General features: G+C 44.5%; 22 protein-coding genes. 12 read left to right on the top strand and 10 right to left on the bottom strand.

Going from position 1 to position 25,085, the window contains the following annotated elements:
* The first annotated feature begins 67 nt into the window (after positions 1-67).
* Positions 68-298 (top strand): PAS factor family protein, encoded by a 231-nt coding sequence (locus L3V32_RS12075; protein WP_005375384.1) that lies wholly within the window; start codon positions 68-70, stop codon positions 296-298.
* Between the two features lie 77 nt (positions 299-375).
* Here the strand turns inward: L3V32_RS12075 and L3V32_RS12070 are convergent, their stop codons facing one another.
* Both L3V32_RS12070 and L3V32_RS12065 read right to left on the bottom strand, forming a co-directional pair.
* Positions 376-753 carry a carboxymuconolactone decarboxylase family protein gene (locus L3V32_RS12070; RefSeq protein ID WP_104972819.1) on the bottom strand — a complete coding sequence of 126 codons (378 nt, stop codon included), beginning with the start codon at positions 751-753 and terminating at the stop codon, positions 376-378.
* Between the two features lie 58 nt (positions 754-811).
* The gene (locus L3V32_RS12065) at positions 812-1,168 is read right to left on the bottom strand and encodes a MerR family transcriptional regulator (protein WP_005392533.1); all 357 of its coding nucleotides are present in this window, start codon (positions 1,166-1,168) and stop codon (positions 812-814) included.
* 518 nt (positions 1,169-1,686) lie between these two features.
* On the opposite strand from L3V32_RS12065, the gene L3V32_RS12060 reads away from it, so the two are divergent.
* Positions 1,687-3,036: an alpha-amylase family protein gene (locus L3V32_RS12060; RefSeq protein WP_237284373.1), complete on the top strand. Its 1,350-nt coding sequence runs from the start codon at positions 1,687-1,689 to the stop codon at positions 3,034-3,036.
* Positions 3,037-3,144: 108 nt separating this feature from the next.
* On the opposite strand, the gene L3V32_RS12055 is transcribed toward L3V32_RS12060, so the two are convergent.
* Positions 3,145-3,438, bottom strand: a complete 294-nt coding sequence (locus L3V32_RS12055; RefSeq protein ID WP_005375388.1) for a helix-turn-helix transcriptional regulator — start codon at positions 3,436-3,438, stop codon at positions 3,145-3,147.
* A 235-nt stretch (positions 3,439-3,673) separates the two neighbouring features.
* Here L3V32_RS12055 and L3V32_RS12050 point away from each other — a divergent pair, with 235 nt between their 5' ends.
* On the top strand, positions 3,674-3,967 hold the full coding sequence (locus L3V32_RS12050) for a hypothetical protein (RefSeq protein WP_005392536.1): 294 nt from the start codon (positions 3,674-3,676) through the stop codon (positions 3,965-3,967).
* Between the two features lie 99 nt (positions 3,968-4,066).
* On the opposite strand, the gene L3V32_RS12045 is transcribed toward L3V32_RS12050, so the two are convergent.
* From L3V32_RS12045 to L3V32_RS12035, 3 genes are all read right to left on the bottom strand, one after another.
* The gene (locus L3V32_RS12045; RefSeq protein WP_053809602.1) at positions 4,067-6,025 is read right to left on the bottom strand and encodes a monovalent cation:proton antiporter-2 (CPA2) family protein; all 1,959 of its coding nucleotides are present in this window, start codon (positions 6,023-6,025) and stop codon (positions 4,067-4,069) included.
* On the bottom strand, positions 6,022-6,639 hold the full coding sequence (locus tag L3V32_RS12040; RefSeq protein WP_005392538.1) for an NAD(P)H-dependent oxidoreductase: 618 nt from the start codon (positions 6,637-6,639) through the stop codon (positions 6,022-6,024). Before L3V32_RS12040 ends, L3V32_RS12045 begins: the two co-directional genes overlap by 4 nt.
* Before the next feature lie 167 nt (positions 6,640-6,806).
* Positions 6,807-7,232, bottom strand: coding sequence for a universal stress protein (locus L3V32_RS12035; RefSeq protein ID WP_005392539.1), 426 nt, complete (start codon positions 7,230-7,232; stop codon positions 6,807-6,809).
* A 391-nt stretch (positions 7,233-7,623) separates the two neighbouring features.
* On the opposite strand from L3V32_RS12035, the gene L3V32_RS12030 reads away from it, so the two are divergent.
* The 7 genes from L3V32_RS12030 (at position 7,624) to L3V32_RS12000 (ending at position 19,461) form a co-directional block, all read left to right on the top strand.
* Positions 7,624-9,195, top strand: a complete 1,572-nt coding sequence (locus L3V32_RS12030; RefSeq protein ID WP_237284372.1) for an ATP-binding cassette domain-containing protein — start codon at positions 7,624-7,626, stop codon at positions 9,193-9,195.
* A 206-nt stretch (positions 9,196-9,401) separates the two neighbouring features.
* On the top strand, positions 9,402-11,561 hold the full coding sequence (locus L3V32_RS12025; RefSeq protein ID WP_237284371.1) for a prolyl oligopeptidase family protein: 2,160 nt from the start codon (positions 9,402-9,404) through the stop codon (positions 11,559-11,561).
* A 530-nt stretch (positions 11,562-12,091) separates the two neighbouring features.
* Positions 12,092-12,883 carry a hypothetical protein gene (locus L3V32_RS12020; RefSeq protein ID WP_021450687.1) on the top strand — a complete coding sequence of 264 codons (792 nt, stop codon included), beginning with the start codon at positions 12,092-12,094 and terminating at the stop codon, positions 12,881-12,883.
* A gap of 90 nt (positions 12,884-12,973) precedes the next feature.
* Positions 12,974-14,116: an efflux RND transporter periplasmic adaptor subunit VmeP gene (gene vmeP, locus L3V32_RS12015; protein ID WP_237284370.1), complete on the top strand. Its 1,143-nt coding sequence runs from the start codon at positions 12,974-12,976 to the stop codon at positions 14,114-14,116.
* Positions 14,117-14,126: 10 nt separating this feature from the next.
* Positions 14,127-17,267: an efflux RND transporter permease subunit VmeQ gene (gene vmeQ, locus L3V32_RS12010; RefSeq protein ID WP_237284369.1), complete on the top strand. Its 3,141-nt coding sequence runs from the start codon at positions 14,127-14,129 to the stop codon at positions 17,265-17,267.
* 120 nt (positions 17,268-17,387) lie between these two features.
* Complete coding sequence (locus L3V32_RS12005) at positions 17,388-18,488, top strand: OmpP1/FadL family transporter (protein ID WP_237284368.1); 1,101 nt, start codon at positions 17,388-17,390, stop codon at positions 18,486-18,488.
* A 175-nt stretch (positions 18,489-18,663) separates the two neighbouring features.
* Complete coding sequence (locus L3V32_RS12000; RefSeq protein ID WP_237284367.1) at positions 18,664-19,461, top strand: hypothetical protein; 798 nt, start codon at positions 18,664-18,666, stop codon at positions 19,459-19,461.
* 48 nt (positions 19,462-19,509) lie between these two features.
* On the opposite strand, the gene speG is transcribed toward L3V32_RS12000, so the two are convergent.
* Complete coding sequence (gene speG, locus L3V32_RS11995) at positions 19,510-20,049, bottom strand: spermidine N1-acetyltransferase (protein WP_041853120.1); 540 nt, start codon at positions 20,047-20,049, stop codon at positions 19,510-19,512.
* Between the two features lie 245 nt (positions 20,050-20,294).
* Between speG and L3V32_RS11990 the strand changes: the two genes are divergently transcribed.
* Positions 20,295-20,447, top strand: coding sequence for a hypothetical protein (locus L3V32_RS11990; protein ID WP_005375418.1), 153 nt, complete (start codon positions 20,295-20,297; stop codon positions 20,445-20,447).
* A 118-nt stretch (positions 20,448-20,565) separates the two neighbouring features.
* Here the strand turns inward: L3V32_RS11990 and L3V32_RS11985 are convergent, their stop codons facing one another.
* Together L3V32_RS11985 and blaCARB are read right to left on the bottom strand one after the other, a co-directional pair.
* A complete protein-coding gene (locus L3V32_RS11985; RefSeq protein WP_006742172.1) occupies positions 20,566-21,615 on the bottom strand; it encodes a sensor domain-containing diguanylate cyclase in 1,050 nt (349 codons plus the stop codon).
* A gap of 291 nt (positions 21,616-21,906) precedes the next feature.
* Positions 21,907-22,758 (bottom strand): CARB family carbenicillin-hydrolyzing class A beta-lactamase, encoded by an 852-nt coding sequence (gene blaCARB / locus L3V32_RS11980; protein WP_065645751.1) that lies wholly within the window; start codon positions 22,756-22,758, stop codon positions 21,907-21,909.
* Between the two features lie 239 nt (positions 22,759-22,997).
* Between blaCARB and L3V32_RS11975 the strand changes: the two genes are divergently transcribed.
* Positions 22,998-24,347 (top strand): ferric reductase-like transmembrane domain-containing protein, encoded by a 1,350-nt coding sequence (locus L3V32_RS11975; RefSeq protein ID WP_237284366.1) that lies wholly within the window; start codon positions 22,998-23,000, stop codon positions 24,345-24,347.
* A gap of 98 nt (positions 24,348-24,445) precedes the next feature.
* Here the strand turns inward: L3V32_RS11975 and L3V32_RS11970 are convergent, their stop codons facing one another.
* Positions 24,446-25,027: a cupredoxin family protein gene (locus L3V32_RS11970; protein WP_053313544.1), complete on the bottom strand. Its 582-nt coding sequence runs from the start codon at positions 25,025-25,027 to the stop codon at positions 24,446-24,448.
* Between the last annotated feature and the right edge of the window lie 58 nt (positions 25,028-25,085).

Genomic DNA, 25,085 nt, shown 5'->3' with positions numbered 1-25,085 from the left:
TGATTTGTGCTTTCCAAACGGATACAATATATATGCACCCCGTGCAATAAAGTGAAAAGGGAAAGACATGAAAACGCTTATTTATGAAACGTTGATTAGCCTTGCTAACCAAGAACCAGAACAACATGCAAGAATCCGACAAAATCTATATGAACAGTTGGATCTGCCGTTCGATAAGCAGCTGGCTTTGTATTCTTGTGCCCTTGGTCCTGCAAGTTCAGGCAAGTTGGAGAGTAGTCAAGGCATTAACAACGCGGTAGATTGCGCGGTTAAACTGCTTGAAACCCCTGAGCGCTAATTCACTCGTTGTTTAAATCACGGCCCGATCCCCAAGGGCCGTTTTTAATTGCCTTTAAATTGATTTCAACGTCGTGATTACTCTGCTCTTTCCGCCAGCACTTCTTTGAAGGCAAACATGCCGTTTAATGCCGCTGGAAACCCTGCGTAGACGGACATCTGTAAGATGACTTCCTTAATTTCAGCCTCGCTGCAGCCTACATTAAGTGCTGCATTGAGATGTACTTTCAGTTGTGGCGCACAATTCCCCATTGCCGTTAGCGCGGCGACAGTTGCGATTTCTCTCGATTTTAGGTCTAAGCCTGGGCGAGCATAAATATCGCCAAACGGATACTCAATGGTGTACTGAGCTAAATCTGGGCAAATATCTTGTAAGCTTTCGATGACATTGTGACCAGCGTCGCCATCAATGTGAGAGAGTAGTTCTAGTCCTTTGTTAAAGCGTGATTGTTCCATCGATATGTTCCTAGTGAATAAATGCAAACATACCTTAATCGTTAGAGTTAACTCTAAGTCAACGAACTTTTCCGCTTTTATACAAGGCAATTTTTTCTTCTAGAGCCGTTAAGTGCTTTTGCTGCTGTTCAATGTGGAGCTTGAGGTTTTCTTGGTGTTGCTCTAGCAAGGCTTGGCGTTGTCGTACAGATTCTGAGCCGACTTCCCTTAATTTTGCATATTCCAGAATCTCTTCAAGCGGCATTGCAGTTTCTTTTAATCGCTTTACGAAGCTAATCCAGCTTAGATCTTTCGCACTATACACTCGATGCCCACTAGCGTTTCTATGGACATGTTTAAGTAAGCCAATTTTTTCATAGTATCGAAGTGTATGAGCAGACAAGCCGACGAGGCTAGAAAACTCTTTGATATTCATGATTACCCTCCAAGGTAATTCATACCAATAGGCATAAGCTAAGTTCCGCATTTTGAAGTCATTTCGGGATAGATACAAACGGTAATCTTCCATGTTTTAAGGTGGGATACGCAGAAGGGGGCTATTTTGAATACGCGCCAAACGTGATCCACCTGCCAGTTTCACTTTATTAAAAATTAGTTACTCAATAGAGTGGTTTGGCTGTTTTTAGTCTTTGGCCTCCTTTAGGGCGTACCCGGGCATTTTCTTTTATATATTTTGAATGCGATTTTTTGCAATACAAAACAATGACTTAGTTTGTTTTATGTGCGATGTGCTTGAATGTCATCTACTCGTTTACGTCCAGAACCGTTTCTACTTGTGCAATGGAGGAGTCACTACGCCTTCATTTTCAGCCTTGAGTTAGGGCGAAAAGGGTGAGGGCGTCTGATGAATAGCTCTTATAATTTCGACTATTGAATTCACTCACAAAAAAATGCAAACAAGTAATCGTGAGTGAAAACGAGTAGGAGAACAACATGAGTGGCTCACAGGAAATACAATCATTCGGTGCGAATGTTATCTTACATGCGTTTGATTGGAAGTATGCTGACATTGCCCAACGAGCAAAAGAAATCCACGAGCGAGGTTACGGCTCCGTGTTGGTTTCGCCACCAATGAAAAGCGCCCACGATGATCGATGGTGGCAGCGCTATCAACCTCAAGATTACCGTGTCATCGACAATGCGTTGGGTGATACCAAAGACTTTATCCGTATGGTTCGTGAACTGGAGCAAGTTGGCGTGTGGGTTTACGCTGACGTGGTGTTTAACCATATGGCAAATGAGGCCCACCTTCGCCGAGACCTCCAATACCCAAGGCAAGAGGTCCTGGAGGAATACCAACAAAACAAACAGAAATATCAGTCGCTAACGTTATTTGGCGACTTATCTCAACCGCTTTTTGATGAAGAGGACTTTGTTGAAGCGTTCGGTATTAAAGACTGGAAAGATAAATGGCAGGTACAAAATGGACGCATCACAGGTGGACCAACCGATCCTGGCTTGCCAACCCTCCGTGTTTGTGACCATGTCGTTGAGCAGCAACGCGCTTACCTAAAAGCACTGAAAGCCATTGGTGTGAAAGGTTTTCGTATTGATGCCGCGAAACACATGACGTTAGAGCATCTTAAACGTGTATGGACAGACGACATCACGCGCGATGTGCATATATTTGGCGAAATTATTACCGATGGCGGTGCGACAGAGGAAGAGTATCAGTTGTTTCTTGAGCCGTATTTACAGGAAACTCGCTTAGGCGCTTACGATTTCCCTTTGTTCTCAACCATTTTTAAGGCGTTTGCTAAAAAGGGCAGTTTCAAGTCGTTGATTGACCCATACTGTTTCGGTCAGGCCCTTTCGCCTGGTCGCGCGATTACATTTGTTGTCACGCATGACATTCCTAACAATGACGTTTTTCTTGATCTGATCATGGATGAGGAAAATGAATGGTTAGCTTATGCCTACATTCTAGGCCGCGATGGTGGTGTGCCATTGGTTTATACCGACTTAAACACTAGCGGTATTACAGATAAAAATGGCAAGCCAAGATGGCAAGGCGCATGGAACGATCCGCGAATGGCGAAAATGATCCAATTCCATAATATGACGCATGGCGAGTCGATGAGTGTTCTTGAAGGTAACGATGATATGCTGGTGTTTAAGCGAGGGAGCAAAGGCATTGTCGTGCTTAATAAATCGCAGCGTCAGCAGTCTTTGGCATTGAAAATGGATGGCGACTGGGTGGATTTGATGACGGATCAGGACGTTCCATCTGACGGTAAGTTAATTGTGCCACCTAAAGCCTCAATGTTGCTCGTCGAAAACTAAAAAATAAAACACCGAGCTTAGCGAGCTCGGTGTTTATGTTTGTCGGCGGTCATTCAAGAACGGGTAAAGTCTAATGTAAAACCGAAGTCTTTCGCCTCTGCTATGAGGTTATGAGCACTCATTAACGCAACATTCAGCCTTTAAAAAGCCGATCACATCATCTAAACATTGGTACTCTGCAACGCAAAAAAGGGTTCGCCCCTCACGACGTTGGGTGAGAAGCCCGGCTGAGGCTAGACTAGAAATATGATGAGAGAGAGTGGATGCAGGAATGCCAAGCTTTTCTTGTACGCCGCCTACCGCGATACCTTTGTATCCCGCTTTGACAACTTCTTTGTAAATACTTAAACGAGTAGGATGCCCTAACTCTTTTAGTGCTTTAGCGACGGCTTCAAGCTCCATACTGACCTCTAAAGAATGACTACAGTAAATTTGTTTCGATAATAGGGAAAGTCTCGGTAAATGCCAACTCTTGTGATCTAGGAACGATTTAAATCAGATGAGATTCATACCAGCACAACAATAATTGTCTACTCCAATGAGACAGATCAATCTTCATTATTATTTCACCCCACGTTCAAACTCCCTCGTCTACACTCATGGGTGAGTTGTCAGTTGGCAGACCAAGGAGGCGGCCATGATTGCGGTTCATAGAGATTATTGTTTGTCTAACAGTTCAGATTTACATGCTCACGTTAAAGTTAACCCTGTCGGTAAATTAGAAGTTGAGATTGTAGAACTTCAAGAGCGCCATACCACAGAGTTTGATGATTTGTCTTTTGAGAGCCGTGGGTGTGAAACTCGAATCTGTGGTAAAGAAGACACAACTCCGTGGCAGTTCAATCTTGCAGTTACTGATGCGTTAGAGCTTTCTCACTTAGTGGAAGAAGCAAACGAAGAGTATGAGATTTTAATGAATGATCTTATGTAATCTCGTGAGAAGATCATTTTATCCTGCACGGCATGTGACTCGGTACTGAAAAAGAAAAACCTCCCAAACGGGAGGTTTTTAATATTGAGCAAGTTACCGTCAGATCGGCTCTTCTCTCGGCGGTGTTAGTTCTTGAACGTTATCTTCATTGAAGTCATCGGCGTAACCTTTCGGCGGTGGCGTCCAACCACGTTCTGAGCGCGAGAGTTTGTCATGGCGATCTTTTTGCATCTCTTCCGCCATTTTTTCCTCTAACTGAATAAACAGTTGTCGGAAATTGTTGTCATAACGTTCGCCTTCAGAATCATCTTCCCAAGCTTTGTAGAGTAGCTCGGACTTGCGTGCTTCAACACGCTTGTATGTCGCTTTTTGCTGCTCAACAAAGAAGGGATGAATACCAAGTGCTTTCATCGTGTGACCGCCCATCTCCAATGCGGAATGGTAGGTTTCCGATTCAATAATATCAGCCCCAGCTTGACGCAAAAGATAGCCGTGACCACGGTCAAAGGCGCGTGCGATCACCGTTACCTTGGGGTACGTGTGTTTTACGTACTTCACCAGTTCCACACTCGATTCTTGGTTATCAATTGCGACGACCAACGCAGCCGCATGCTCGATGCCTGCAGTGTGCAGCATATCTGGTCGAGTCGCATCGCCAAAATAAGCACGAGTGCCAATCTGGCGCATGTTATCGACTTGGTTGGCTTGGTGATCGAGCACCACTGTTGTTACACCATTAGAAACAAGCAAGCGGTTAACAATCTGACCAAAGCGGCCGATACCAGCGATGATTACTGTGCCTTTTTCTTCAATCGTATCGCTTTCCCTTTCGTTTGATTGAGTTTCAAAACGCGGCAGTATTAATTTGTCAAATAGAATGAACAAACCTGGCGTTAAGAACATTGAGATAGCAACAACCAGCGCAAGCGTTTGCGAGAGTTCAAACGGAATGACGTGGTTTTGCACAGAGAAGCTTAGCAACACAAAACCAAATTCACCCGCTTGAGCCAAGCTTAAGGTAAACAGCCAGCGGTTGCTGCCTTTCACTCTAAATATCAGCGCGAGAATAAATAGCACCAAGGCTTTCAATACCATCACGCCAATGGTCAGTGCCATGATCAACCAGAAGTCACCAAATAGAACTGAGAAATTGATCCCAGCTCCGACTGTGATGAAGAACAGACCCAGCAGCAACCCTTTAAATGGTTCGATATTGGACTCTAGCTCGTGACGGAATTCGCTGTTCGCCAATACAACGCCAGCCAAGAAGGTTCCTAAGGCAGGAGATAAGCCCACTAAACTCATCAGTGCTGCGATGCCGATCACCAGCATCAATGCGGTGGCGGTAAAAATCTCACGCAGCCCAGAGCTAGCAACATAGCTCAGCAGAGGTCGACTTAAAAAGTGACCACCAACGACAACAATCGCAATCGATGCTGTGATCACGATTCCGTATGCCCAGCCCGGTAAATCGGCCACGAGGTTTAAATCGTCATGATGCTGCGCAGCCGTTTGAACAGCATTTTGTGCTTGTTCGACTAACTCCGGCAGGGCCAGCAATGGAATAAAGGCCAACATCGGGATAACAGCGATATCTTGGAAAAGCAAAACAGAGAACGCGTTTTGTCCGCCTTCTGTCTTCGTTAACCCTTTTTCGCTAAAAGTTTGCAAAACAATCGCGGTAGAAGAGAGGGCGAAAATCAAGCCGATGGCTAAGGCAATGGTCCAAGGCTGTTCAAAGTACAGGGCAATACCCATAATCGCCGCGATGGTACCGCCAACTTGAAGACCGCCTAAGCCCATTAAACGATTTCGCATTGACCAGAGCATTTTAGGCTCTAGCTCTAACCCCACTAGGAATAGCATCATCACCACGCCAAATTCGGCAAAGTGCTGAATTGTCGTTGTTTCTTCACCAACTAAACCGATAATTGGACCAATTACCACACCAGCGATGAGGTAACCTAAAACGGAACCGAGCCCTAAACGCTTGGCAAGTGGTACCGCGATCACAGCGGCAATCAAATACACGAAGGCTTGTAAGAATATCCCTGTCATGAAGCCTCCTTGATGAGCTTCGGAAGTGCGCTGTTGAGTTTGATTAATGACGCAGCTGCTTCAACATCCAGTCTATCTTCGACTAATGCTGTTAGTAGGCTTTTGTACCGTTCGACATGACGGGGAATTCGTCCTTCTTCTTCGGCTGTACGTGCGCCGAACAAAGCAAGAGGCGCAATGTAGTGCATACCCGTGAGCGCTGACATTTGCTCGATAGGAGCGAGCAGTTCCCGAATCGTAAAATGGTTGTAGCCTTCGGCTTTATAGGCTTCTTCTTTGCCGCCGGCAGAAAGCACGCACAGCATGGTTTTACCTTGTAGTTCGGTTCCTTCAGTGCCGTAAGCAAAGCCATACTCCAAAACCAGATCTTGCCACTCTTTTAAAATTGCTGGGGTTGAATACCAATATAGTGGGAATTGAAAAACCACCACATCATGCTCACGCAAGCGTTGTTGTTCACGGTCGATATTGATATCGAAACGAGGGTATTCACCATAGAGATCAACACATGTCACGCCTTCAATTTTTTGAGCTTCTTTGAAAAGTGGAGTATTCACTTCTGAACGATGCTGGGAAGGATGAGCAAAGAGAATTAATACTTTTTTATTCGCCATAAGGATCCTTGCTATCTAAATAACCATGCCCGGTAGGAGCGCAGGTTGGTTAGAAAATGTAACTCATAAATGGCCGTCAAGCTAGCTTGGAAAAGTGCTTAAGCTGTTTCAATATCAATAAAAAACCACCAAATAAGTTGGTGGTTTTGGCAAGCGTCAAATTCTAATTAATCATGAATAGGAACGACTAAAATATCGACTGGTGACTTGTTGATAAGATGTCTTGAGTAGGAAATGATTTTGCTCCAGAAATCTTGGTGATGGCCACAAATCAGCAAGTCCACTTCTTGCTCTTTGATGGTAATTTCGAGCTTATCGGCTAAATCACCAGTACCCACGAAGAAGTGTTTGAGTGGATAATCCATGTACTCACTGAATGTTCTCAAACATTCCATAGAGTGCTCATTCAGCGGCCTTTGGTCTGGGTTCTCTTTAATGTCTACGAGCTCACGATAAATTTCCCCGTGAGTTCCATCAATATGGATGAATGAAATATCGGAGTCGAGATAGTTAGCCATCGCTACGGCTCTGTCGATCAGAACAGTGCTCTCATCGGACAGTTCGAGTGCAACAAGGATATGTTTGTATTTCATTACCACGCCCTTATGTGGATTAGCTTTACTGTAAGCATAGTATGGCTTGGGCAAAATTTGTGTAGATAAGATCTCGAAATCGTTCAAAGTTTTGATAAATAATGCTGCTTGCTTTTTAGTCAGAAAACCCGCTAAACTTCGCAAATCATTTCTCTAGGAGATTACGCCAACATGAAGAACTAAACCTGTTATCCATATTTTTACTTATTTTTTGGATCTGCAGGGTTAGTAGGCGTAGCTCACTTTCCGATATTTCTTTGCAACAAGACGACTTTTTGATTTGACGTTTATCGTCGAGCTTTACATAGAGCTTAATGCGTTTGTGCACGCGTTTTGTTGCAATCTCAAATCATAGCTACGGCTGTTGTCCCTGTCATACAGGAGGCAAATTATGCCAGTTTTACAAGCTTTTAATGTTAGCCATCAGTTTGATAATGGCGAGACGCTATTCCAGTCTATTTCTTGTTCCATGACTAAACGACGTGTTGGTTTGGTTGGGCGCAATGGCATCGGTAAGTCACTTTTGGCTTCCATTTTGGCGGGAGAAACTCAGCCTGCCAGCGGTGTTGTGACTTCTCCCTCTTCTTTCATGATGTATCGCCAGCAGCCGTCTGATTTGCTTTCAGGTCAGCAATCGATCGCCCAGTTTCTGGGCAAAGATGCGGTCTTTCATGCTTTAAAGCAGATTGAACAAGGTGATGTTTCTGAACATTGGTTCGAACTGGTTGGCGAGCAGTGGGATATTGAATTGAAACTCAAACAGCAGCTCGCTGCGATGGGATTACCGCAAGACCCTGATTTCTCATGTGCTCGGCTCAGTGGTGGTCAGTTGGCGCGTTTGCAGTTATGGCAACTGTTTGAAAACGAAACGGAGCTTCTGATTCTCGATGAGCCATCCAATCACCTCGATACCGAGGCGAAACAATGGCTGATAGAGTCTATGACGCATTTCGGCGGCGCGATTTTACTCATCAGTCACGATCGTGAGCTGCTGCGAGCAATGGAGGAAATTTGGGAACTATCGGGCTTAGGCTTACAAGTTTTTGGGGGAAATTACGATGTGTATGCCGAGCAAAAACGCACTGAGCTACAAGCGGTCGAAAGGCAGTTAGCGCAGGTCGATAAACACAAAAAACGGTTAGCTGAGCAAGCCCAGAAAAATCGCGAAAAAGCAGACCAACGCGCCGCGCAAGGGAACAAACTGCGCAAAGACGGCAGTCAGCCCAAAATTTTGCTTGATGGCAAAAAGGATAGCGCGACCGCCAGCACCTCAAGTCGCAATAAGAATGAGCAACTCAGACAAGTGCATTTACAAGCCAAAGAACAGGCGTTGCAATCGCGACATGAGCAGCTCAAAGCGCAGAAGCTTTATCTTGCAGATAATCCGAACCGTTCGAGAAAAGTGTTGTCGATACAAGAAGGTACATTGCCTTTTGGGGATTCTACTCCTATCACGTTGCAGATTTTTGCGAACGATAAAGTCCATCTCAAAGGGAAAAATGGCTGCGGAAAGTCAACCTTGTTAAAGACGTTGCTTGGCGAGTTGTCGTTGCTGAGTGGTGAGCTGCAAGTGAATATACCCTTGTATTATCTCGACCAACACTTTGGCGCAGTGAATCCAAATCTTTCGTTACTTGAGAACGTAATGGAGACCTGCCAAGAGATGACGGAAAGTGAAGCGAGAACCTTATTGGCAGGGATCGGTTTTCGTCGAGACGCTGTATTTCGGTTGGGATGCGTACTAAGCGGTGGCGAGAAGATGAAGCTCGCAATGCTGATCGTCAGCCATCAACACTCCCAGCCTTTGCTGCTGCTTGATGAGCCAGATAACCATCTCGATCTCGATTCAAAAATAATACTTAGTCAGGCGTTAAATGCATACAAAGGTGGATTTGTTCTGATTAGTCACGACCAAGATTTCGCTTCTGAGTCTGGGGTTTTGCGTCAAATCGAACTGAATTAAACGAAAGAGAGTAAACGCCATCGTAGCTCTTCAGCGTTGTTCCTAAGCTCTACACTTCCACTTACCGATATGTAGAATTCGCAGGAAATGAGGGAGTTAGGATGGCTTTCACAACTCGTTTAATGAAATTAGATTCATTTTGTCGATATATAGTAGAGTTCTGATGTATTGCACAAAAAGACAACAGAAAAATAAAAAGGAATTTCATGAAAAAGAACACCCTAGCATTAGCAACGGCTCTCGCACTCGGAAGTGTGTTGTCTGTGGCGCATGCAAATGAAGCGGCGCAGTCGTCGGTTGAACAGGTAAATCCGAAAGCCGTCACGTACCCAACCACACAAAAAGTGGATGTTGTCGATGACTACTTTGGTACAAAAGTGAGTGATCCTTATCGCTGGTTGGAAGACGATCTCAGCCCAGAAACCGCAGAATGGGTGAAGGCACAAAATGCAGTGACGTTTGATTATCTGTCGAAAATCCCTTACCGCAAGCAGATTGAAGAGCGCATTACTAAGCTCATGGATTACGAAAAACAAAGCCAACCGTTCAAAGAGGGTAAATTCACTTACTTCTACAAAAATGACGGGTTACAAAACCAAGACGTGCTTTATCGGCAGCTAGGTGATGGTGAAGCAGAAATTTTTCTCGATCCAAATACTTTTAGTGAGGATGGCACCACATCGTTAGCGGGAGTGAGCTTTTCACGAGACGGTTCTTTGGTCGCATACAGCATTTCGGAAGGCGGCAGCGATTGGCGCAAAGTCATTGTGTTAGATACAGAAACCAAAAAGCCCGTCGGTGAAACGCTGGTGGATATTAAGTTCAGCGGCATCAGTTGGCTCGGCAATCAAGGTTTCTATTACTCGAGTTATGACAAGCCACAGGGGAGTGAACTCTCCGCGAAGACAGATCAACACAAGCTCTACTTTCATAAGCTTGGGACGAAACAAAGTGAAGACCAGCTGATTTTCGGCGGGTTTGAGGAAGAGAAATACCGTTATGTTGGCGGCTATACGTCAGATGATGAACGCTACTTGTTTATCTCAGCCAGCGTATCGACATCGGGTAACAAACTGTTCTTTAAAGATTTGAGTAAGCCAAACAGCCCGCTGAAAACCATTTTAGATAACACCAGTTCTGATACTTGGGTAATAGACAACCAAGGCACGAAACTGTACTTGGTTACGAACCTTAATGCGCCGAACAAACGCGTCGTGACGGTGGATGCGAGTCAGCCGCAGCCCAAAAACTGGAAAGATTTGATCCCTGAAACAAAGAACGTGTTACGTGTTTCTACCGCGGGTGGCAACTTGTTTGCGAGCTATATTGTTGATGCGATCTCGATGGTGAAGCAATACGACATGAACGGCAAACTCATCCGAGAAATCAAATTGCCTGATATTGGCAGCGCATACGGTTTCTCGGGTAAAAAAGAAGAAACCGAAGTCTACTATTCTTTCACCAACTACAAGATGCCAAGCACTACGTATCGTCTGAACATCAAAGATAGTGATAGCGAGGTGTACTACAAATCTAAAGCGCCATTTGACCCTGCTTTGTATGAATCTCGCCAGGTGTTTTACACCTCAAAAGACGGAACAAAAGTGCCGATGATCATCACCTATAAAAAAGGGACACCGATGGACGGCAGCGCACCAACCATCCTATATGGTTATGGTGGTTTCAACATTAGCCTCACACCATCTTTTAGCCCGACACGTGCGGCTTGGCTGGAGCTTGGTGGTGTTTACGCGGTAGCGAACATTCGTGGCGGTGGGGAGTATGGTAAAGAGTGGCACAACGCTGGCATTCAAATGCAAAAGCAAAATGTGTTTGATGACTTTATTGCTGCGGCTGAATTTCTAATTGATGAAAAGGTAACGTCATCAAACAAGTTAGCCATTAACGGTGGATCGAATGGTGGCTTGTTAGTGGGGGCTGTTATGACGCAACGTCCAGAGCTGTTTAAAGTGGCGTTGCCAGCAGTCGGCGTACTGGACATGCTGCGTTATCATACTTTTACCGCAGGTGCTGGTTGGGCGTATGACTACGGTACGGCAGAGCAAAGTAAAGAGATGTTCCAATATCTGAAAGGTTATTCGCCAGTGCACAATGTAAAAGCGGGGGTGGAATACCCAGCAACATTGATTACAACGGGTGATCATGATGATCGTGTTGTTCCTGCTCACTCATATAAATTTGCTGCTGAGTTGCAGTCAAAACAGGCGGGTTCAAATCCGACCTTGATTCGCATCGAAACCAATGCAGGACATGGTGCTGGCACACCAACGCGTAAAATAATTGAGACAAATGCAGATATTTATAGCTTTGCACTGTTCAATATGGGGATAGAGAAACTGCAATAGTGCGAATCGTTTGCGTTTTTAGTTAACGAAATGAATTGGTGCTTTTGCACTCGAAAATAAAAGGGAATCACAGAGTGTGATTTCCTTTCAATTTATTGTGGAGTAACTATTCTAAATTGACCGCAAGGCTAATTAAATTAAGGTATTTGCAATTTATTACAACTCTCTTCTTTACCTGAAGAGTAATATACGATACAAATAAAACTTGATCGCGATCACCTAACACCATTGCACTCCTTATTTATATGGTAAATTTAATTAATCATTTGTTCTAATGATAATTGAATTTTCATAAGTTTTAATATTCCCTTCTTCGTAAAGCTTACCAAATTTCAAGTTATATAAGATATAAGTAGCAGTGATTGAACTTTTACGACGCTTTATTTTATTTTAATTAAAACGTCTAATGTTTCGTCATTATTAAATTTGCTTTGATAATTTATATTATCCAAAGCGAGTTGTGTTGCTTGCTATTTATGATGACCTCATGACGTGAATAATTTTATAATCATTAAAATGGATACAGTTTTATGAATTTAGTGAAACCGTCTGTTGTTATCATGGCAGCAGCCCTTCAACTCGCGTCTTCTGCTTATGCTCAGACAAATAATGACGAAGAACTACAAGATATGTCTGACCCACTTGCGGTTTACACCCAAGCGGGCTTTGGTATTACTGACAAAGGCGCGAACATCAAAATCGGTCAAACTTACCAATCTAGCCAGCCTGGCACCATGGCGATGAACATCATCGAAATGAAAGGCATTGGTGGTGAGCTATTTGGCATTCGCGACAATGACGATCCAATGTATGCCAATGTTGATGACAGCATTGACTCTTTCCGACTACGTAATTTCCAAGTAGAAGTCGCAAAAGGTCTAGGCCGTCAATTGGATGTAAACTACGATGTTGATAACGATAAATTAGATGCATCTTATAGCTTTATTCAAGGCCTACCTAAGTTTGGTATGTTGCAGTTATTTCCTTTAGCTGGTGCGGGTGTCACTATTGCTAATGGTTTTAGTGGTGATGACAAAGGTTATGAAATTCCAGGTACTTTCACCGTTGTCGGTATGTACTCAAAAATTGAATTAACCGATAAAATCTGGATTAACTACAACCCAATGTATATGCATACATTATCAGGGTCTAGTCAATATAAAGATACTTATTACGCGGGTGAAGATAATATCTTAACTCATGAGTTTGCGTTGTCTTATCAAATTAATCCTCGCGCTAATATTCGTTACTTTGCAAACTGGAATGAGCACGTTAATTTCGGTGATGGTGATCACCGTATCGAATTTAACTACCAATTCTAACTCCCTCGTTTATTTCCAGAATAGAAAGTGTGTTTATCCATATATTTAAATATTTAGGCTAGGGCACTTTCTACATAAAGTAGGTTTATCATGAAAGCCAAATATAAATTTGCGTTGGTATCTATTGCTATATCTTCTGCATTACTATCAGGATGCAAAACTGGCGATATCGCAACGAAAACTGCCCAAGCACCCTCTGTTGAAACCGTTACCCTAACCGAAACAAAAATCACTCCTTATCATACTTTTATCGGTCGAACTGAAGCGGTAAATGACGTTGATATTATGCCTCGAGTCGGTGGCGAATTAACCGCGATTCATTTTAAAGATGGCGATATGGTCGAAAAAGGCCAATTGCTGTTTGAAATCGACGACCGTCCTTACAAAGCGGCACTGACGTATGCAAAAGCGTCGTTGCAAAAAGCAAAAGCACAACTCGTTCAAACTACGCGTGATGCAGAACGTGTGAAGAAACTCATCAAAGATAAAAGCATCAGTGAACAGCAATACGATGACGCCATTGCTGTGCACGCCGCAGCGATTGCTTCGGTAGAAGAGGCGAAAGCGACGCTGGTTTCAGCAAGGCTCGATCTTGAATTTAGCTCTGTGCGTGCTCCTTTCTCTGGCCGCGTGGGTTTCAGCAACTTCCGAGTGGGTGACCGTATTTCGAAAATTCAACTCGTTCCTCTTGTTTCGATCACTCAAATCGACCCAATTCGCTTTGGCTTTGATGTAGATGAGAAGCTCTACCGCCGAGTAAGAAGTGCCATTGATGTGGCTCATCGTAACGATGACAAACTGGATGTTGATTTAACACTGACGCTTTCAGACGGCTCATTGTATCCACTTGATGGCAAGATCTACGCTGTTGGCAACAAGATCGATTTAGAAACAGGCTCAATTCGAGCAGAAGCACAATTCGATAACCCAACTTACGCGCTTATGCCGGGTGAATATGGCAACTTGACCATCAAGCTGCGCAACAAAACTATTGATGGTTTGCTTATCCCATCGGCGGCTGTTCAGCAAGACCAAGCGGGTGACTACGTCATGGTGGTTGGTGATGATCACGTGGTGTCTCGTCGTAACGTTGAACTCGGTCAGACCTACGGTGTGAAACGTGCTGTGCTGACTGGTTTGGCGGCTAACGAAAAAGTCATCGTCAATGGTCTACAAAAAGTGCGTCCGGGTGCAACGGTGAAAGACGTTGAACTACAGAGTGAACAAGGCTGAGTGAGTACTGATGTTAAGTAAATTTTTCATTCACCGGCCGAAGTTTGCTTTGGTGATCTCACTGGCGATGACATTGATGGGTATGATCGCCCTGAAAGTCTTGCCAATTTCTGAGTATCCTCAAATCTCTCCGACGGTAATTACGGTGAGCACCATGTATCCGGGTGCAAACGCGAACGTGGTTAAAAAGACGGTTGCACAGCCGATAGAAGCCAAAGTCAACGGCGTTGAAGACATGATTTACATGTCTTCTGTGATTGGTAACGATGGTTCATACACACTACGTATCTATTTCCGAGTGGGCGCAGATGGCGATATGGCGCAAGTTCGTGTGAACAACTTGGTGGCGCAAGCGACGTCTTCTCTCCCACAAGAAGTAAACCAAATCGGTGTGACGGTTAAGAAGAAATCTTCTGACATGTTGGGCGTTATTACACTGCGTTCCCCGAAACAGTCTTACGATAGTATCTACCTCTCTAACTATGCGGATCTCAATATTGTTGAGCGTTTAAAACGTATCGAAGGTATGAGTGACATTACGCTGCTGGGTAAGAAAGACTACTCAATGCGTATTTGGTTGAACCCAAATAAACTGGCCACCTTGAAGCTTTCCGCTAGTGATGTTATTGGCGCAATTAAAACGCAAAACATCCAAGTGGCGGCGGGTAAGATCGGTGGTATGCCAGCTCCGGGTGAACAGCAATATCAATATGTTTTGCAAACCAAAGGCCGCCTTACTTCTGCGGAAGAGTTCGAGAACATCATCATCCGTGCGAGCAAGAAAGGTTCTTTGATTCGCTTGAAAGATGTGGCTCGTGTGGAAGTTGGCGCACAAGGTTACGAAGCTGATGGTCGTATGAATAACGAACCAGCCGCCGTTCTGGCCTTGTACCAGTTGCCGACAGCGAACGCGCTAGACGTGATGGAACGCGTGAAAGAGGCCATGAAAGAGTACGAGAAATCGTTCCCAGATGATTTGGTCTACGACATCGCGTATGACTCTACCGAATACGTAGAGACGTCGATTGATGAAGTGTACGAGACACTGGTGATTGCGGTACTTCTTGTCACCTTCGTTGTGTATGTTTTCTTGCAGAACTGGCGAGCGACCATCATTCCAACCTTAGCGATTCCGGTTTCCATCATTGCGACGTTCGCAATCATGGGCGTGATGGGCATGACCATTAACACGATCTCGTTGTTTGGCTTGATCCTCGCCATCGGTATCGTGGTGGACGATGCGATCATCGTGGTGGAGAACGTGGAGCGGGTTATCCATGAAGAGCATTTAGACCCGATTCCGGCCACGATCCAAGCCATGAAAGAAGTGACGGGGCCAGTATTGGCAACAACGCTTATTTTGTTGGCGGTATTCGTACCGGTTGCGCTATTGCCGGGTATTTCTGGTCGAATGTTCAACCAGTTCGCGGTCACCATCTGTGTGTCGGTGCTGATCTCTGCGATCAACGCATTAACGTTAACGCCAGCGCTTTGTGCGTTGATGTTGAAATCAACTCACTCGCAACCTATTGCACCTTTGCGTGCGTTTAACCGAGGTTTTGAAGCAATAACGCGCAAATACCAAGGTTTAGTTGGCTTCTTGAGCCGCCGCATTGTGCTGAGTATCGCTGTGTATGGCGCGCTTATTGCGGTGCTGGCGTTTGCGTTCATGACCGTACCTTCTTCTTTCGTACCGAACGAAGATAAAGGCGTGTTCATGGTCGAAATGCGTTTGCCAGACGCAGCAGCATTGCAGCGTACTGCACCATTAATGAAGAAGTACGTTGATGAGCTAAAACAGATGGAAGGTGTGGAGAACGTGGTTTCGGTTGCGGGCTTCTCGGTAATTAACATGGCGTCGATTCCAAACTCGGGTATGTTGATCATCAAACTGGATAACTGGAGCAAACGTAAAGACCCTGAGCTACACCAACGCGCATTGATGAATAAAGTTAACCAAATGCTGAACTCAACGCCAGATGCCGCTTCGTTCGTTTTCGCGACGCCGGCAATCAAAGGCATGGGTGCGGTGGATGGTTTCAACCTTGTGCTGCAAGACAACTTGGGCCGTTCTCCACAAGAGTTGGCAAAAACAACCGCTGATTTTGTTGCCCAAATCAATCAACTGCCTGAAGTGGCGCGTGCGTTCTCGATTTTCCGTGCGAACATTCCGCAACGTTACATCGATATTGACCGCGATAAAGCGATTTCGATGGGCGTACCGTTGAATGAAATCTTCAGCACACTGCAAGCACAGTTGGGCGGTGCCTACATTTCTGACTTCAACTTGTTTGGTCGTTCGTACCAAGTGAAAGTGCAAGCAGAAGAGCAATACCGTGACAACATCGACGACATCAACCATCTGTTTGTTCGTTCAAGCTCTGGAAAAATGGTGTCACTGGCAACGCTAGTGAAAGTGAAGCCGATCTTCGGCCCTGATACCTTGTCGAACTACAACATGTTCAGTTCTGCAACCGTGAACGGTGCGCCAGCGCCAGGCTACAGCTCGGGTGATGTCGTAAAAGCCATTGAAAAACTGGCTGCTGAATCTTTGCCAAGTGGTTACTCGTACGAGTGGTCAGGCATGACTTACCAAGAGATGAAAGCAGGCAACATGGCACCAATCGCGTTCGCATTGTCTTTGCTGTTCACCTACTTGTTCTTGGTGGCTCAGTACGAAAGTTGGACCATTCCTGCTGCGGTAATGATGGCGGTTCCAGTCGCGATTCTCGGCGCAATGGGGACGTTATTACTGGTGGGACAACCGTTCGATTTGTACGTGCAGATTGGTGTGGTCATCTTGATCGGTATGTCCGCCAAAGTGGCGATTCTTATCGTGGAATTTGCCAAAGTTCTGCGAGAAGAAAAGGGGTTATCAATCATTGATGCTGCCAAAGAAGCTGCTCGAATCCGTTTCCGTGCAGTACAGATGACCGCATTCGCCTTCATCTGGGGGGTATTCCCGTTGGTGATTGCATCGGGTGCTGGTGCGGCATCTCGTCACTCACTGGGCTTTGCGGTATTCGGCGGCATGATTCTTTCTACGTTTGTAGGCACGTTGCTGACGCCAGTGTTTTTCGTGATGATGCAATCTCTGCGCGAGAAGTTTAAGCGAAAGAAACCCACTGAACTTGAGGTGAGCGAGCAATAACGCTGATTTCAACCGACTGACTCCACAACACCCCCACGCTGTATGCGATTGGCCAATGCCTTTCATTGATATACAACCACCGTCGCAGCGTGGGTTCCCCAAACAATAATAGGTTTTAGCATGAAAAATCTTTCAAAAATCGTCGTAGCGAGCTCTCTACTGACGTGTGCTGCTGCGCAAGCGGGTGGGTTATACCTTTACGAAACAACAGCATCGGATATTGGTTTGGCATCCGCTGGTATGGCGGCTCGTGCGCAAGATGCCTCAGTAATGGCTGCAAACCCGGCTGGTCTGGCGAATGTTTCTGGTAAATCTTTCTCTGGTAACCTGATTGGCCTTTACGGTGACGCGCAACTAGACACGATGACTGGCGATGCTGGCAACGTGATTGGTTTTGTTCCTATGGCGTCGGCATTTTACAGCCAACAAGTGAACGACAAATGGACGCTGGGTATTGGTTTATATGGCAACTACGGTCTTGGCCTCGAGTACGAAGGTCTTTTGGATAATCATTTAGATATTCCTACAGCAATGACGCAAGCCTTGACCATTCAACCTTCCGCTTCTTACCGCATCAATGATCACTGGTCTGTGGGTGCGGGGCTTGGTATTCAGTACGGTATGTATGAAGTAGAAGGGACGTTGGCTAGCTCTGGCGTGCATAAAAAATACTTAGACGAAGACCAAAATACTCAGGTTAATGGCCGAGTAGGTGTGCTTTATGAGGCAACACCAGGCACGCGTCTTGGTCTGTCTTACTCTTCTGAAACCGAATTTGAATTCGACAACAGCAACTCCATTGCTCCACAACAACTTATCTTCAGTGCTTACCACGAATTGAATGATGACCTAGCGGTGATGTGGAACGTGAACTGGCAAGACTGGAGCGAATACACAACCACGCTGAACGTAGAGACACAAGACACTTACCAAATCGCATTGGGTACTCAGTACAAACTGAATGAAAAAATGATGTGGAATGCAGGTTTTGCATTCGATACCAGCATGTATGAGAGCCAATCAAACGGTGATATTACCGTTCCTACTGGCAAGGCGTACCGCATTGGTACAGGCATTGATTACACATTGGATTCAGAAAACTCAATTGGTTTCGCGTTTGAAGCGATCTTGATGGAATCGTCAGAAACGCCAAGCTTACAAGCTGGCTTTGATGAGCCTGCTCTGTACTTCATGAGCATGAGCTACAACTGGAAAAACTAATCATTCCTAATCGCTAAAACGCCTTCCTTACAGGCCATTCTACCCTAACTACCTGCACTGGATGCTGTCACGCTATCTAAGGTAGTTAGGGCGCTTCTGTCACACCCAGTGAGTGATGATTTAAAAAGTATCTGCGTGGCTAAGTGCGGGTATTCAACATCTCAAAGGACTAAAAATGAAAAATAAACTAGCGTTAGTGTGTACGACTTTGTTGGTCAGTACGCTGGCTCATGGTGCCGAGCACCGAGTAAAAGACAATAAAAACAAGTTGGCGGATGACCCAACAAAAGTCATTACGAAATTTGGCGCGTCGTACGCAAACAACTACGATTTTGATGATCAAAACATCTCATTCTCGGGCTCACTTGCGCTTGACCAAGCGCGCAAAATGAACCTGCGTATCAATGATGATGCGAGCGAGTGGCGTATTGGTGGCTCGTGGTTGTTTCCGGTCGGTATCGTGAACTTCAACTTCGGTAAAAATGAATACGTAAACGGCGCGGATCAAACCAACTACAGTGTTGGTACCTTTATGCCGCTAAGTTATTTCGGGATTGAGCCAGCAGGTTTCCAAATTTTCCCAATGGCAGGCTATACGTACAACACTGGTGATGTTCCTGTTTGTGACGGCGCAGAAAGTAGCCACTGTAGCGAGCCTAACTTTACGGGCACTCCAAGTGCAGAGAATGGCTTCAATATGATGAGCTCTTCAGGCAGCAGCGGTTACGTTGGTGCATTTGCGCTGAAATCGTTTACCAAAGAACTGACGTTAATCAGCTTCGCAGCAGGCACTTACGGCTCAGAAAACAGTGAAGGAGAGAACTACAAAGGCTTCTTTGGTGGTATCGGCCTTGGTTATCTCGTGAATAAACGTCACTCGTTTAACGTAATGACGTTTGTCATGGACAACAACACGTATTTAGATGAGGCAGATAGGCGCGTCGCATTATCTTACCAATATCAATTTGAGTAAATTGAAAACGCAGCAACGATGGCTGCGTTTTTACTTTGATGGAATAAATTAGTGAATCGCGTTCTTTTCTTCGATCTTTTTCTGATATTGGTGTTTTAATATATACATACGCTTAACATCGCTATAGGCTCCGTTAATAAAGTATTCTTCTACTAAATGGCCTTCTTCAATAAAACCACATTTCTTATATAAATGAATAGCGACTTCATTATCCACTGCGACCAATAAGTATATTTTACGTAGATTAAGAATCGAGAAGGAGTAATCCAATGCTCGATTAATCATCTCTGTCGCATAACCTCGTCCTTGATGCTCTGGGGCGATGATTATCTGAAACTCAGCGCTTCGGTGAATGTAGTTGATCTCAATAAGTTCGACCAATCCAATCACTATGCCGTCTTCATCTTCAACCACAAAGCGTCTTTCTGCGTCATCATGTATATGTTTTCGGTAAAGTTCTTCGAGCTCATCATAAGATTCATAAGGCTCTTCGAACCAGTAGGCCATGATATTTCGGTTGTTATTTAGTTCGTGAATAAAGCGCAAATCAGAGCGTTCTAGTGCACGCATTTTTAGGCCTTTCTTCATCATTTATCTCCAATGAGGCGGAGTAAACCTCCGCAATTGATGCTAGAAAATCTTAACGTATTTAACAAGAATAGCGCATCTGTTTTTGGGAAATATTGTGGTTTTTTCAATATGGAAACTTAGAGTTCACGCCAAATAAAAATTAATCTTTACGATAAAAAATTCGATTAGGTGGTTTGCCTAATATCATATTAAATACCGCGCAACGACTTAGTGTCTTAATCTAAATAAACAAGGTATTCAATATGTTTTCAATCGGTGACGTAGTAGTAGCGACTAAAGGTATCGATCTTGGCGAAATGGTTGTTACAGGTTTAAGCAGTGGCGGTTTTTACACACACGTAAAAGCAGGCGAGAAAACGCTAACTTACCCAGCTAAAGATCTTAAGAAAGCATAATTAAATTTGCTCACTCTTATTTCTAAACTGGCTTAAAGTTCGTATTACTTATTTTAGGCGGGTTAGAATTTATAAAAGGTAGCGCAACAAGTCGCTACCTTTTTTATCACTCTCTTTTCTAGTTTTCTTCTGTTTTATGAACCTCAACACGGTTTCTACCGGTTTCTTTGGCTTTGTAAAGGGCTAAGTCGGCGCGTTTTACGAGTGGTTCAAACGAGTCATCCAAGCTACAGACTTGAGTTACACCAATACTAGCGGTAAAGCTCATATCACGACCTGAGTGTTGAATCGTCGTAGTTTCTAGCGCATTGCGAATCGTTTCTAATGTGTTTAGGGCTTCTTGCGATGAGCGGCTTCTTAGTACGATGGCAAACTCTTCACCGCCAACTCTGGCAAGTAAGTCACAGTCAAGTAGATGACTTTGAATGGTGTTGACTGCATGGATCAGCGATTTATCGCCAGCATCATGACCAAACCGATCATTAAGGCTCTTAAAGTTGTCTAAATCTAGAATAGCAACATGGAAGTCAATGCCTTGGGTACGGTATTCAGTCAAGCGGCTTTCGATTTGTCGCATGAATTCTCTGCGGTTTGGAATGCCAGTCAGATCATCCGTTGTGGCGAGATGCTCCATTTTCATAATTTGTATATGAAGAGCAATGTTTAAAGCAATCCAGTTAGCGATGCACTGAAGCTGTGCCGCTTGTTCGTTTGTATAAGTGTGCGTTTGATGATGTGCAACATTAAGCGTGCCCAAACAGACTTTACCGTGCATTAAAGGCGCATCCATACACGTCCCCATGCCATTGGATGCCAGCATCACACAATCGACCTCATCAGATTGAGTGACATCGTCACAGATCATCAGTTGTTGTTTTTTGAACACTCGGCCAACAAAAGCTCGGTGAATAGGTACCAAGAATTCAGCCGGAATCGCTTTATTACCAGAGAAAGAGTAGACCTTTAGATGATCATCATTTTCATAAAGCGTGATACTCGCGCGGTCGGAATTGAATATACGATTTATCCATTCTGCGACTGTATCGAGCACCTGCTGCAATGTTTCCGATTGAGCTAAAAAGTGAACAAACCCTATCGGCATACAGATCGGACTTTCCATGTTCTGCATCGATAAGTCATCAGGGTTAAAAGTTCTTTCAAGTCTCAATAGACATCTCCTTGCGATGTTGCAAATACCAACAATAAGTTACACGAAGCTATTTTCAAGAAAAATGCGTTTCTACGTAAGATTATGGTTTATTTATCGCCATCTATGTGTGTTCAATTGCTTAATGTGGGCGTTAACTCACGCCTAAATGAATAAATGTTATACCTATTTATAAGTAAGTCATTACTCAATAAGGGGTGTTTTTGAGGTAGAACCAAAGAATGAAAAGCCCTTCAGGGAAGAGAAGGGCAAAGAGGGTGAACTTAGGAAAGTAAATACGTAAGCAGTGAATTAATTATCTTTGTATTTCTGTAAAATCAACTGACTGATTTGCGCGATGAGCTGGTCTCTGGCTTGAAGTGATAGCTCGGTTTCCGTGACATAGATACTAATGTAAACAGGACGATGGTTTTCCTTCCATATGATTGCGTTAATACCGCGCGAACCGTGACCACCCGCACCAGAGCGGTCGGCGATAGACCAACCTGTTGGTAATACTGAACGCATTAACGAGTCTGAAACCTTGTTGTCCTGCATCCAGATTTTTAATTGCACGCGAGACTCGTAAGACAACGTTTCTCCTTCAATCAAGGTTCGCAGAGTGTTTACCATGGCGTTAGGTGTGGTTGTGTCGCGGTTGTCTCCCGGTGTCGCTTCGTTCAAACGTGGTTCTAATCTATCTAGGCGCGTTGCTTTATCACCAATAGTTCGCAGAAACATTGTCACGGCCTTAGGGCCGCCGATTTCATTCAATACTAAGTTGGCAGCAGTATTATCACTCATCAACATCGCAGCTTCACAAGCGTGTTCTACGCGTGTGTTTTGGCCTGCGAGTTTGTCCATCACTGGAGACCACACAACGATGCTGCGCTCATCGACTTTCGCGGTCGCATTTTTACTTAGCTTACCGCTGTCCATATCACTTAGCATTGTGGCGCAAGCCAAGGTTTTGAATGTGCTCATGAGTGGGAAGCGTTCATCGCCGCGGTAATCCCAGCGCTCATCGGTTTGCGTATCCCAAACCGAGACCCCAACTCTGCTTGAGGTTTGTTGTTCGATGAGAGAAATGTCTTCATTCAGTTGGGAAGCGTAACTTAGGGTTGAGCAAACCATTAGCCCAGCCAACAAAAATAACTTTTTCATGCGTCGTGTTCTTCATTTTGGTTTTGGTTCGCACTGTGGCGATGTTACGCAAACTATAACGAGCGAATACTCTAACCACTGTTAAATCCATGTCGATTTTTTGTAGGATTCTGCGCAATACCTCCAAGTTTGTTATTGACCTTAGGTATATTGTGGTTTTACTCAACTTTACGAATATTGACGTTGCATTACGCTAGAAAAACTAAACTAGAGTTGTCGTCAATTTGAGAGTGATGTTCATGAAAACTGTACGAAATTTTGTATGGATGATAATTGCCGCCGTGTCTGTGTTGTGGTGGATGAGTGAACCGCAACTGCTTTCCTCGACCCAATTCTTCCAATTGCGCTCCGCGCTTATTCAATATTCTGGTGTTTTGTCGTTAGCTTTGATGTCTATTGCGATGGTGCTGGCGCTGCGCTTACCTGTAATAGAGCAATGGGTTCATGGTATGGACAAGGCATATCGAGTGCACAAGTGGCTAGGCATAGCAGGTGTCAGTTTGGGTGTGATCCATTGGCTTATGTATAAAGTTCCAAAGTGGCTCGTTGCTGCTGGTTGGTTGGAAAAACCACTAAAACACACTGGAGCAGGGCCATCGGGCAATAACTTCGTTGGTTTGGAGTTATGGGTTAAAGAACTGCGTGATGTAGGCTTGGATTTAGGTGAGTGGGGCTTTTATTTGCTATTGGCATTGCTGGCAGTGTCACTCTGGACTGTTGTTAAATACAAACCGTTTAAGTTGTCCCATCGTTTAATGGCGGTGGTGTATCTGATGGTTGCTGTTCACTCCGTTTTGCTGATCAAGCACGCGTACTGGGGCGATCCCATTCATTTTGTCGCTTTAGGTTTTGCATTGATGGGCTCTGCGGCTGCCGTTTATAGCTTGTTTGGCTTTGTCGGACGAGCGAATCGCTATCCCGCCAAAGTGGTGTCGACTCGCTACTTCCCTCAAGCGCGAGTGATGGAGCTGGTTTTGGCGCCAGGCAATAACGGTAAAGGAAAACCTTGGCAAGGACACAAAGCCGGGCAGTTTGCTTATGTTCGTTTTGGTAATGAAGATCCGCATCCGTTTACGATTGTTTCAGGTGAGCACGATCCAGAGATTCGCTTTTTGATCAAAGAGCTAGGCGATTTCACGACCAATTTGTACCAGCGTGTGAAAGCGAGTGATGAGGTTGTTGTTGAAGGACCGTATGGGCGTTTAGAGTTTGATGTCAACAAGCCGCAAGTTTGGGTTGCTGGTGGTGTCGGGATAGCGTCGTTCTTTGCTATCTTATCTTCATTGAAAGCGTTAAAAAGACATCCGCCAGTGCATTTGTTTTATTGCACACGTGGCTTAGATAGTCATTTAGTGGATGAACTGTGGAATGCTGCGCGTCAGGCACAAGTGAAACTGAACGTGATAGATACTGCGATTTCACCTCGACTTAATGTTGAACAAATTGCGAAGGAATGCGGCGATTTATCGCGTTATGAGTTTTATTTCTGTGGACCGGAGGTATTTTCTCGAACCCTGAAAAAAGAGTTAGAGGCATATCGTTTTGATACAGAACATCACTATCATGAAGAGCTGTTTGTGATGCGATAATCTAGTATTTGGGGCGAAATAAAAAGGAGCTGATATTAGCTCCTTTTGTATTTACATTTAACGTCTATGAACCGTATGAATGCGTTAATCCGGTCTCACTACAGTTCCACTTTTTTGACCATGCCGGCTTCTGCATGTCCGGGGATATTACACGCGAACTCTACATTTTTATCGCCATGGAAGTGCCACAGGAGTTGTTTCGCTTTGCCTGGTTCAACAGTGACAGCATTGCCGGAGTCATGCATGTGATCGCCAGACATGGTTTTCATCATTTCACGGTGTTTAAGCTGTTCTTCTGCTGAGCCAATGGTAAATTCGTGATTGATTTTGCCTGTATTCATTACCACAAATTGAACCACATCATCCGGTTCTATTGTCACGTCTTTTTTGAATGTAATTTTCATATCATCCGTTAAGAGTACATGAACGACTTTGTCTGGTTTTGCGCCATTTGCAGGCATACCAACCGCTGACATGCCTGGCATGCCGCTCATACCAGAATGATCCATTTTACCGTGGTCCATTTTTCCATGATCCATCGGCATTTTATCCATGTTCATGGAACCGTGATCCATTTGACCATGCTCCATATTTTCGTGGTTCATGTTTGAGTTATCCATTTGAGCAAATACGCCACTCGATACCATGGTTAGAGCAAGAGTGATAAGAGTCTTTTTCATGTTGATTTCCTTTACTATCAATTAGATATCGCGCCATTATTCTTCTGAATAATGGCGC

The sequence above is a fragment of the Vibrio sp. J2-4 genome (genome assembly GCF_021728155.1).
In the GTDB taxonomy this organism is placed as follows: Bacteria; Pseudomonadota; Gammaproteobacteria; order Enterobacterales; family Vibrionaceae; genus Vibrio; species Vibrio diabolicus.
The sequence above is the reverse complement of the archived record's forward strand: the minus strand, read 5'-3'. Positions and strand labels throughout refer to the sequence as shown.

Excerpts from the sequence above, each read along its gene's own strand:
- L3V32_RS12005 (WP_237284368.1), top strand. The coding sequence starts at position 17,388 with ATGAAAAATCTTTCAAAAATCGTCGTAGCGAGCTCTCTACTGACGTGT.
- L3V32_RS11990 (WP_005375418.1), top strand. The coding sequence starts at position 20,295 with ATGTTTTCAATCGGTGACGTAGTAGTAGCGACTAAAGGTATCGATCTT.
- L3V32_RS12070 (WP_104972819.1), bottom strand. The coding sequence starts at position 753 with ATGGAACAATCACGCTTTAACAAAGGACTAGAACTACTCTCTCACATT.
- vmeP (WP_237284370.1), top strand. The coding sequence starts at position 12,974 with ATGAAAGCCAAATATAAATTTGCGTTGGTATCTATTGCTATATCTTCT.
- L3V32_RS12060 (WP_237284373.1), top strand. The coding sequence starts at position 1,687 with ATGAGTGGCTCACAGGAAATACAATCATTCGGTGCGAATGTTATCTTA.
- L3V32_RS12030 (WP_237284372.1), top strand. The coding sequence starts at position 7,624 with ATGCCAGTTTTACAAGCTTTTAATGTTAGCCATCAGTTTGATAATGGC.
- L3V32_RS12035 (WP_005392539.1), bottom strand. The coding sequence starts at position 7,232 with ATGAAATACAAACATATCCTTGTTGCACTCGAACTGTCCGATGAGAGC.
- vmeQ (WP_237284369.1), top strand. The coding sequence starts at position 14,127 with ATGTTAAGTAAATTTTTCATTCACCGGCCGAAGTTTGCTTTGGTGATC.
- L3V32_RS12075 (WP_005375384.1), top strand. The coding sequence starts at position 68 with ATGAAAACGCTTATTTATGAAACGTTGATTAGCCTTGCTAACCAAGAA.
- L3V32_RS11975 (WP_237284366.1), top strand. The coding sequence starts at position 22,998 with ATGAAAACTGTACGAAATTTTGTATGGATGATAATTGCCGCCGTGTCT.
- L3V32_RS12020 (WP_021450687.1), top strand. The coding sequence starts at position 12,092 with ATGAATTTAGTGAAACCGTCTGTTGTTATCATGGCAGCAGCCCTTCAA.
- L3V32_RS12045 (WP_053809602.1), bottom strand. The coding sequence starts at position 6,025 with ATGACAGGGATATTCTTACAAGCCTTCGTGTATTTGATTGCCGCTGTG.
- L3V32_RS12065 (WP_005392533.1), bottom strand. The coding sequence starts at position 1,168 with ATGAATATCAAAGAGTTTTCTAGCCTCGTCGGCTTGTCTGCTCATACA.
- L3V32_RS12040 (WP_005392538.1), bottom strand. The coding sequence starts at position 6,639 with ATGGCGAATAAAAAAGTATTAATTCTCTTTGCTCATCCTTCCCAGCAT.
- L3V32_RS12000 (WP_237284367.1), top strand. The coding sequence starts at position 18,664 with ATGAAAAATAAACTAGCGTTAGTGTGTACGACTTTGTTGGTCAGTACG.
- L3V32_RS12050 (WP_005392536.1), top strand. The coding sequence starts at position 3,674 with ATGATTGCGGTTCATAGAGATTATTGTTTGTCTAACAGTTCAGATTTA.
- L3V32_RS12055 (WP_005375388.1), bottom strand. The coding sequence starts at position 3,438 with ATGGAGCTTGAAGCCGTCGCTAAAGCACTAAAAGAGTTAGGGCATCCT.
- speG (WP_041853120.1), bottom strand. The coding sequence starts at position 20,049 with ATGAAGAAAGGCCTAAAAATGCGTGCACTAGAACGCTCTGATTTGCGC.
- L3V32_RS12025 (WP_237284371.1), top strand. The coding sequence starts at position 9,402 with ATGAAAAAGAACACCCTAGCATTAGCAACGGCTCTCGCACTCGGAAGT.
- L3V32_RS11970 (WP_053313544.1), bottom strand. The coding sequence starts at position 25,027 with ATGAAAAAGACTCTTATCACTCTTGCTCTAACCATGGTATCGAGTGGC.
- blaCARB (WP_065645751.1), bottom strand. The coding sequence starts at position 22,758 with ATGAAAAAGTTATTTTTGTTGGCTGGGCTAATGGTTTGCTCAACCCTA.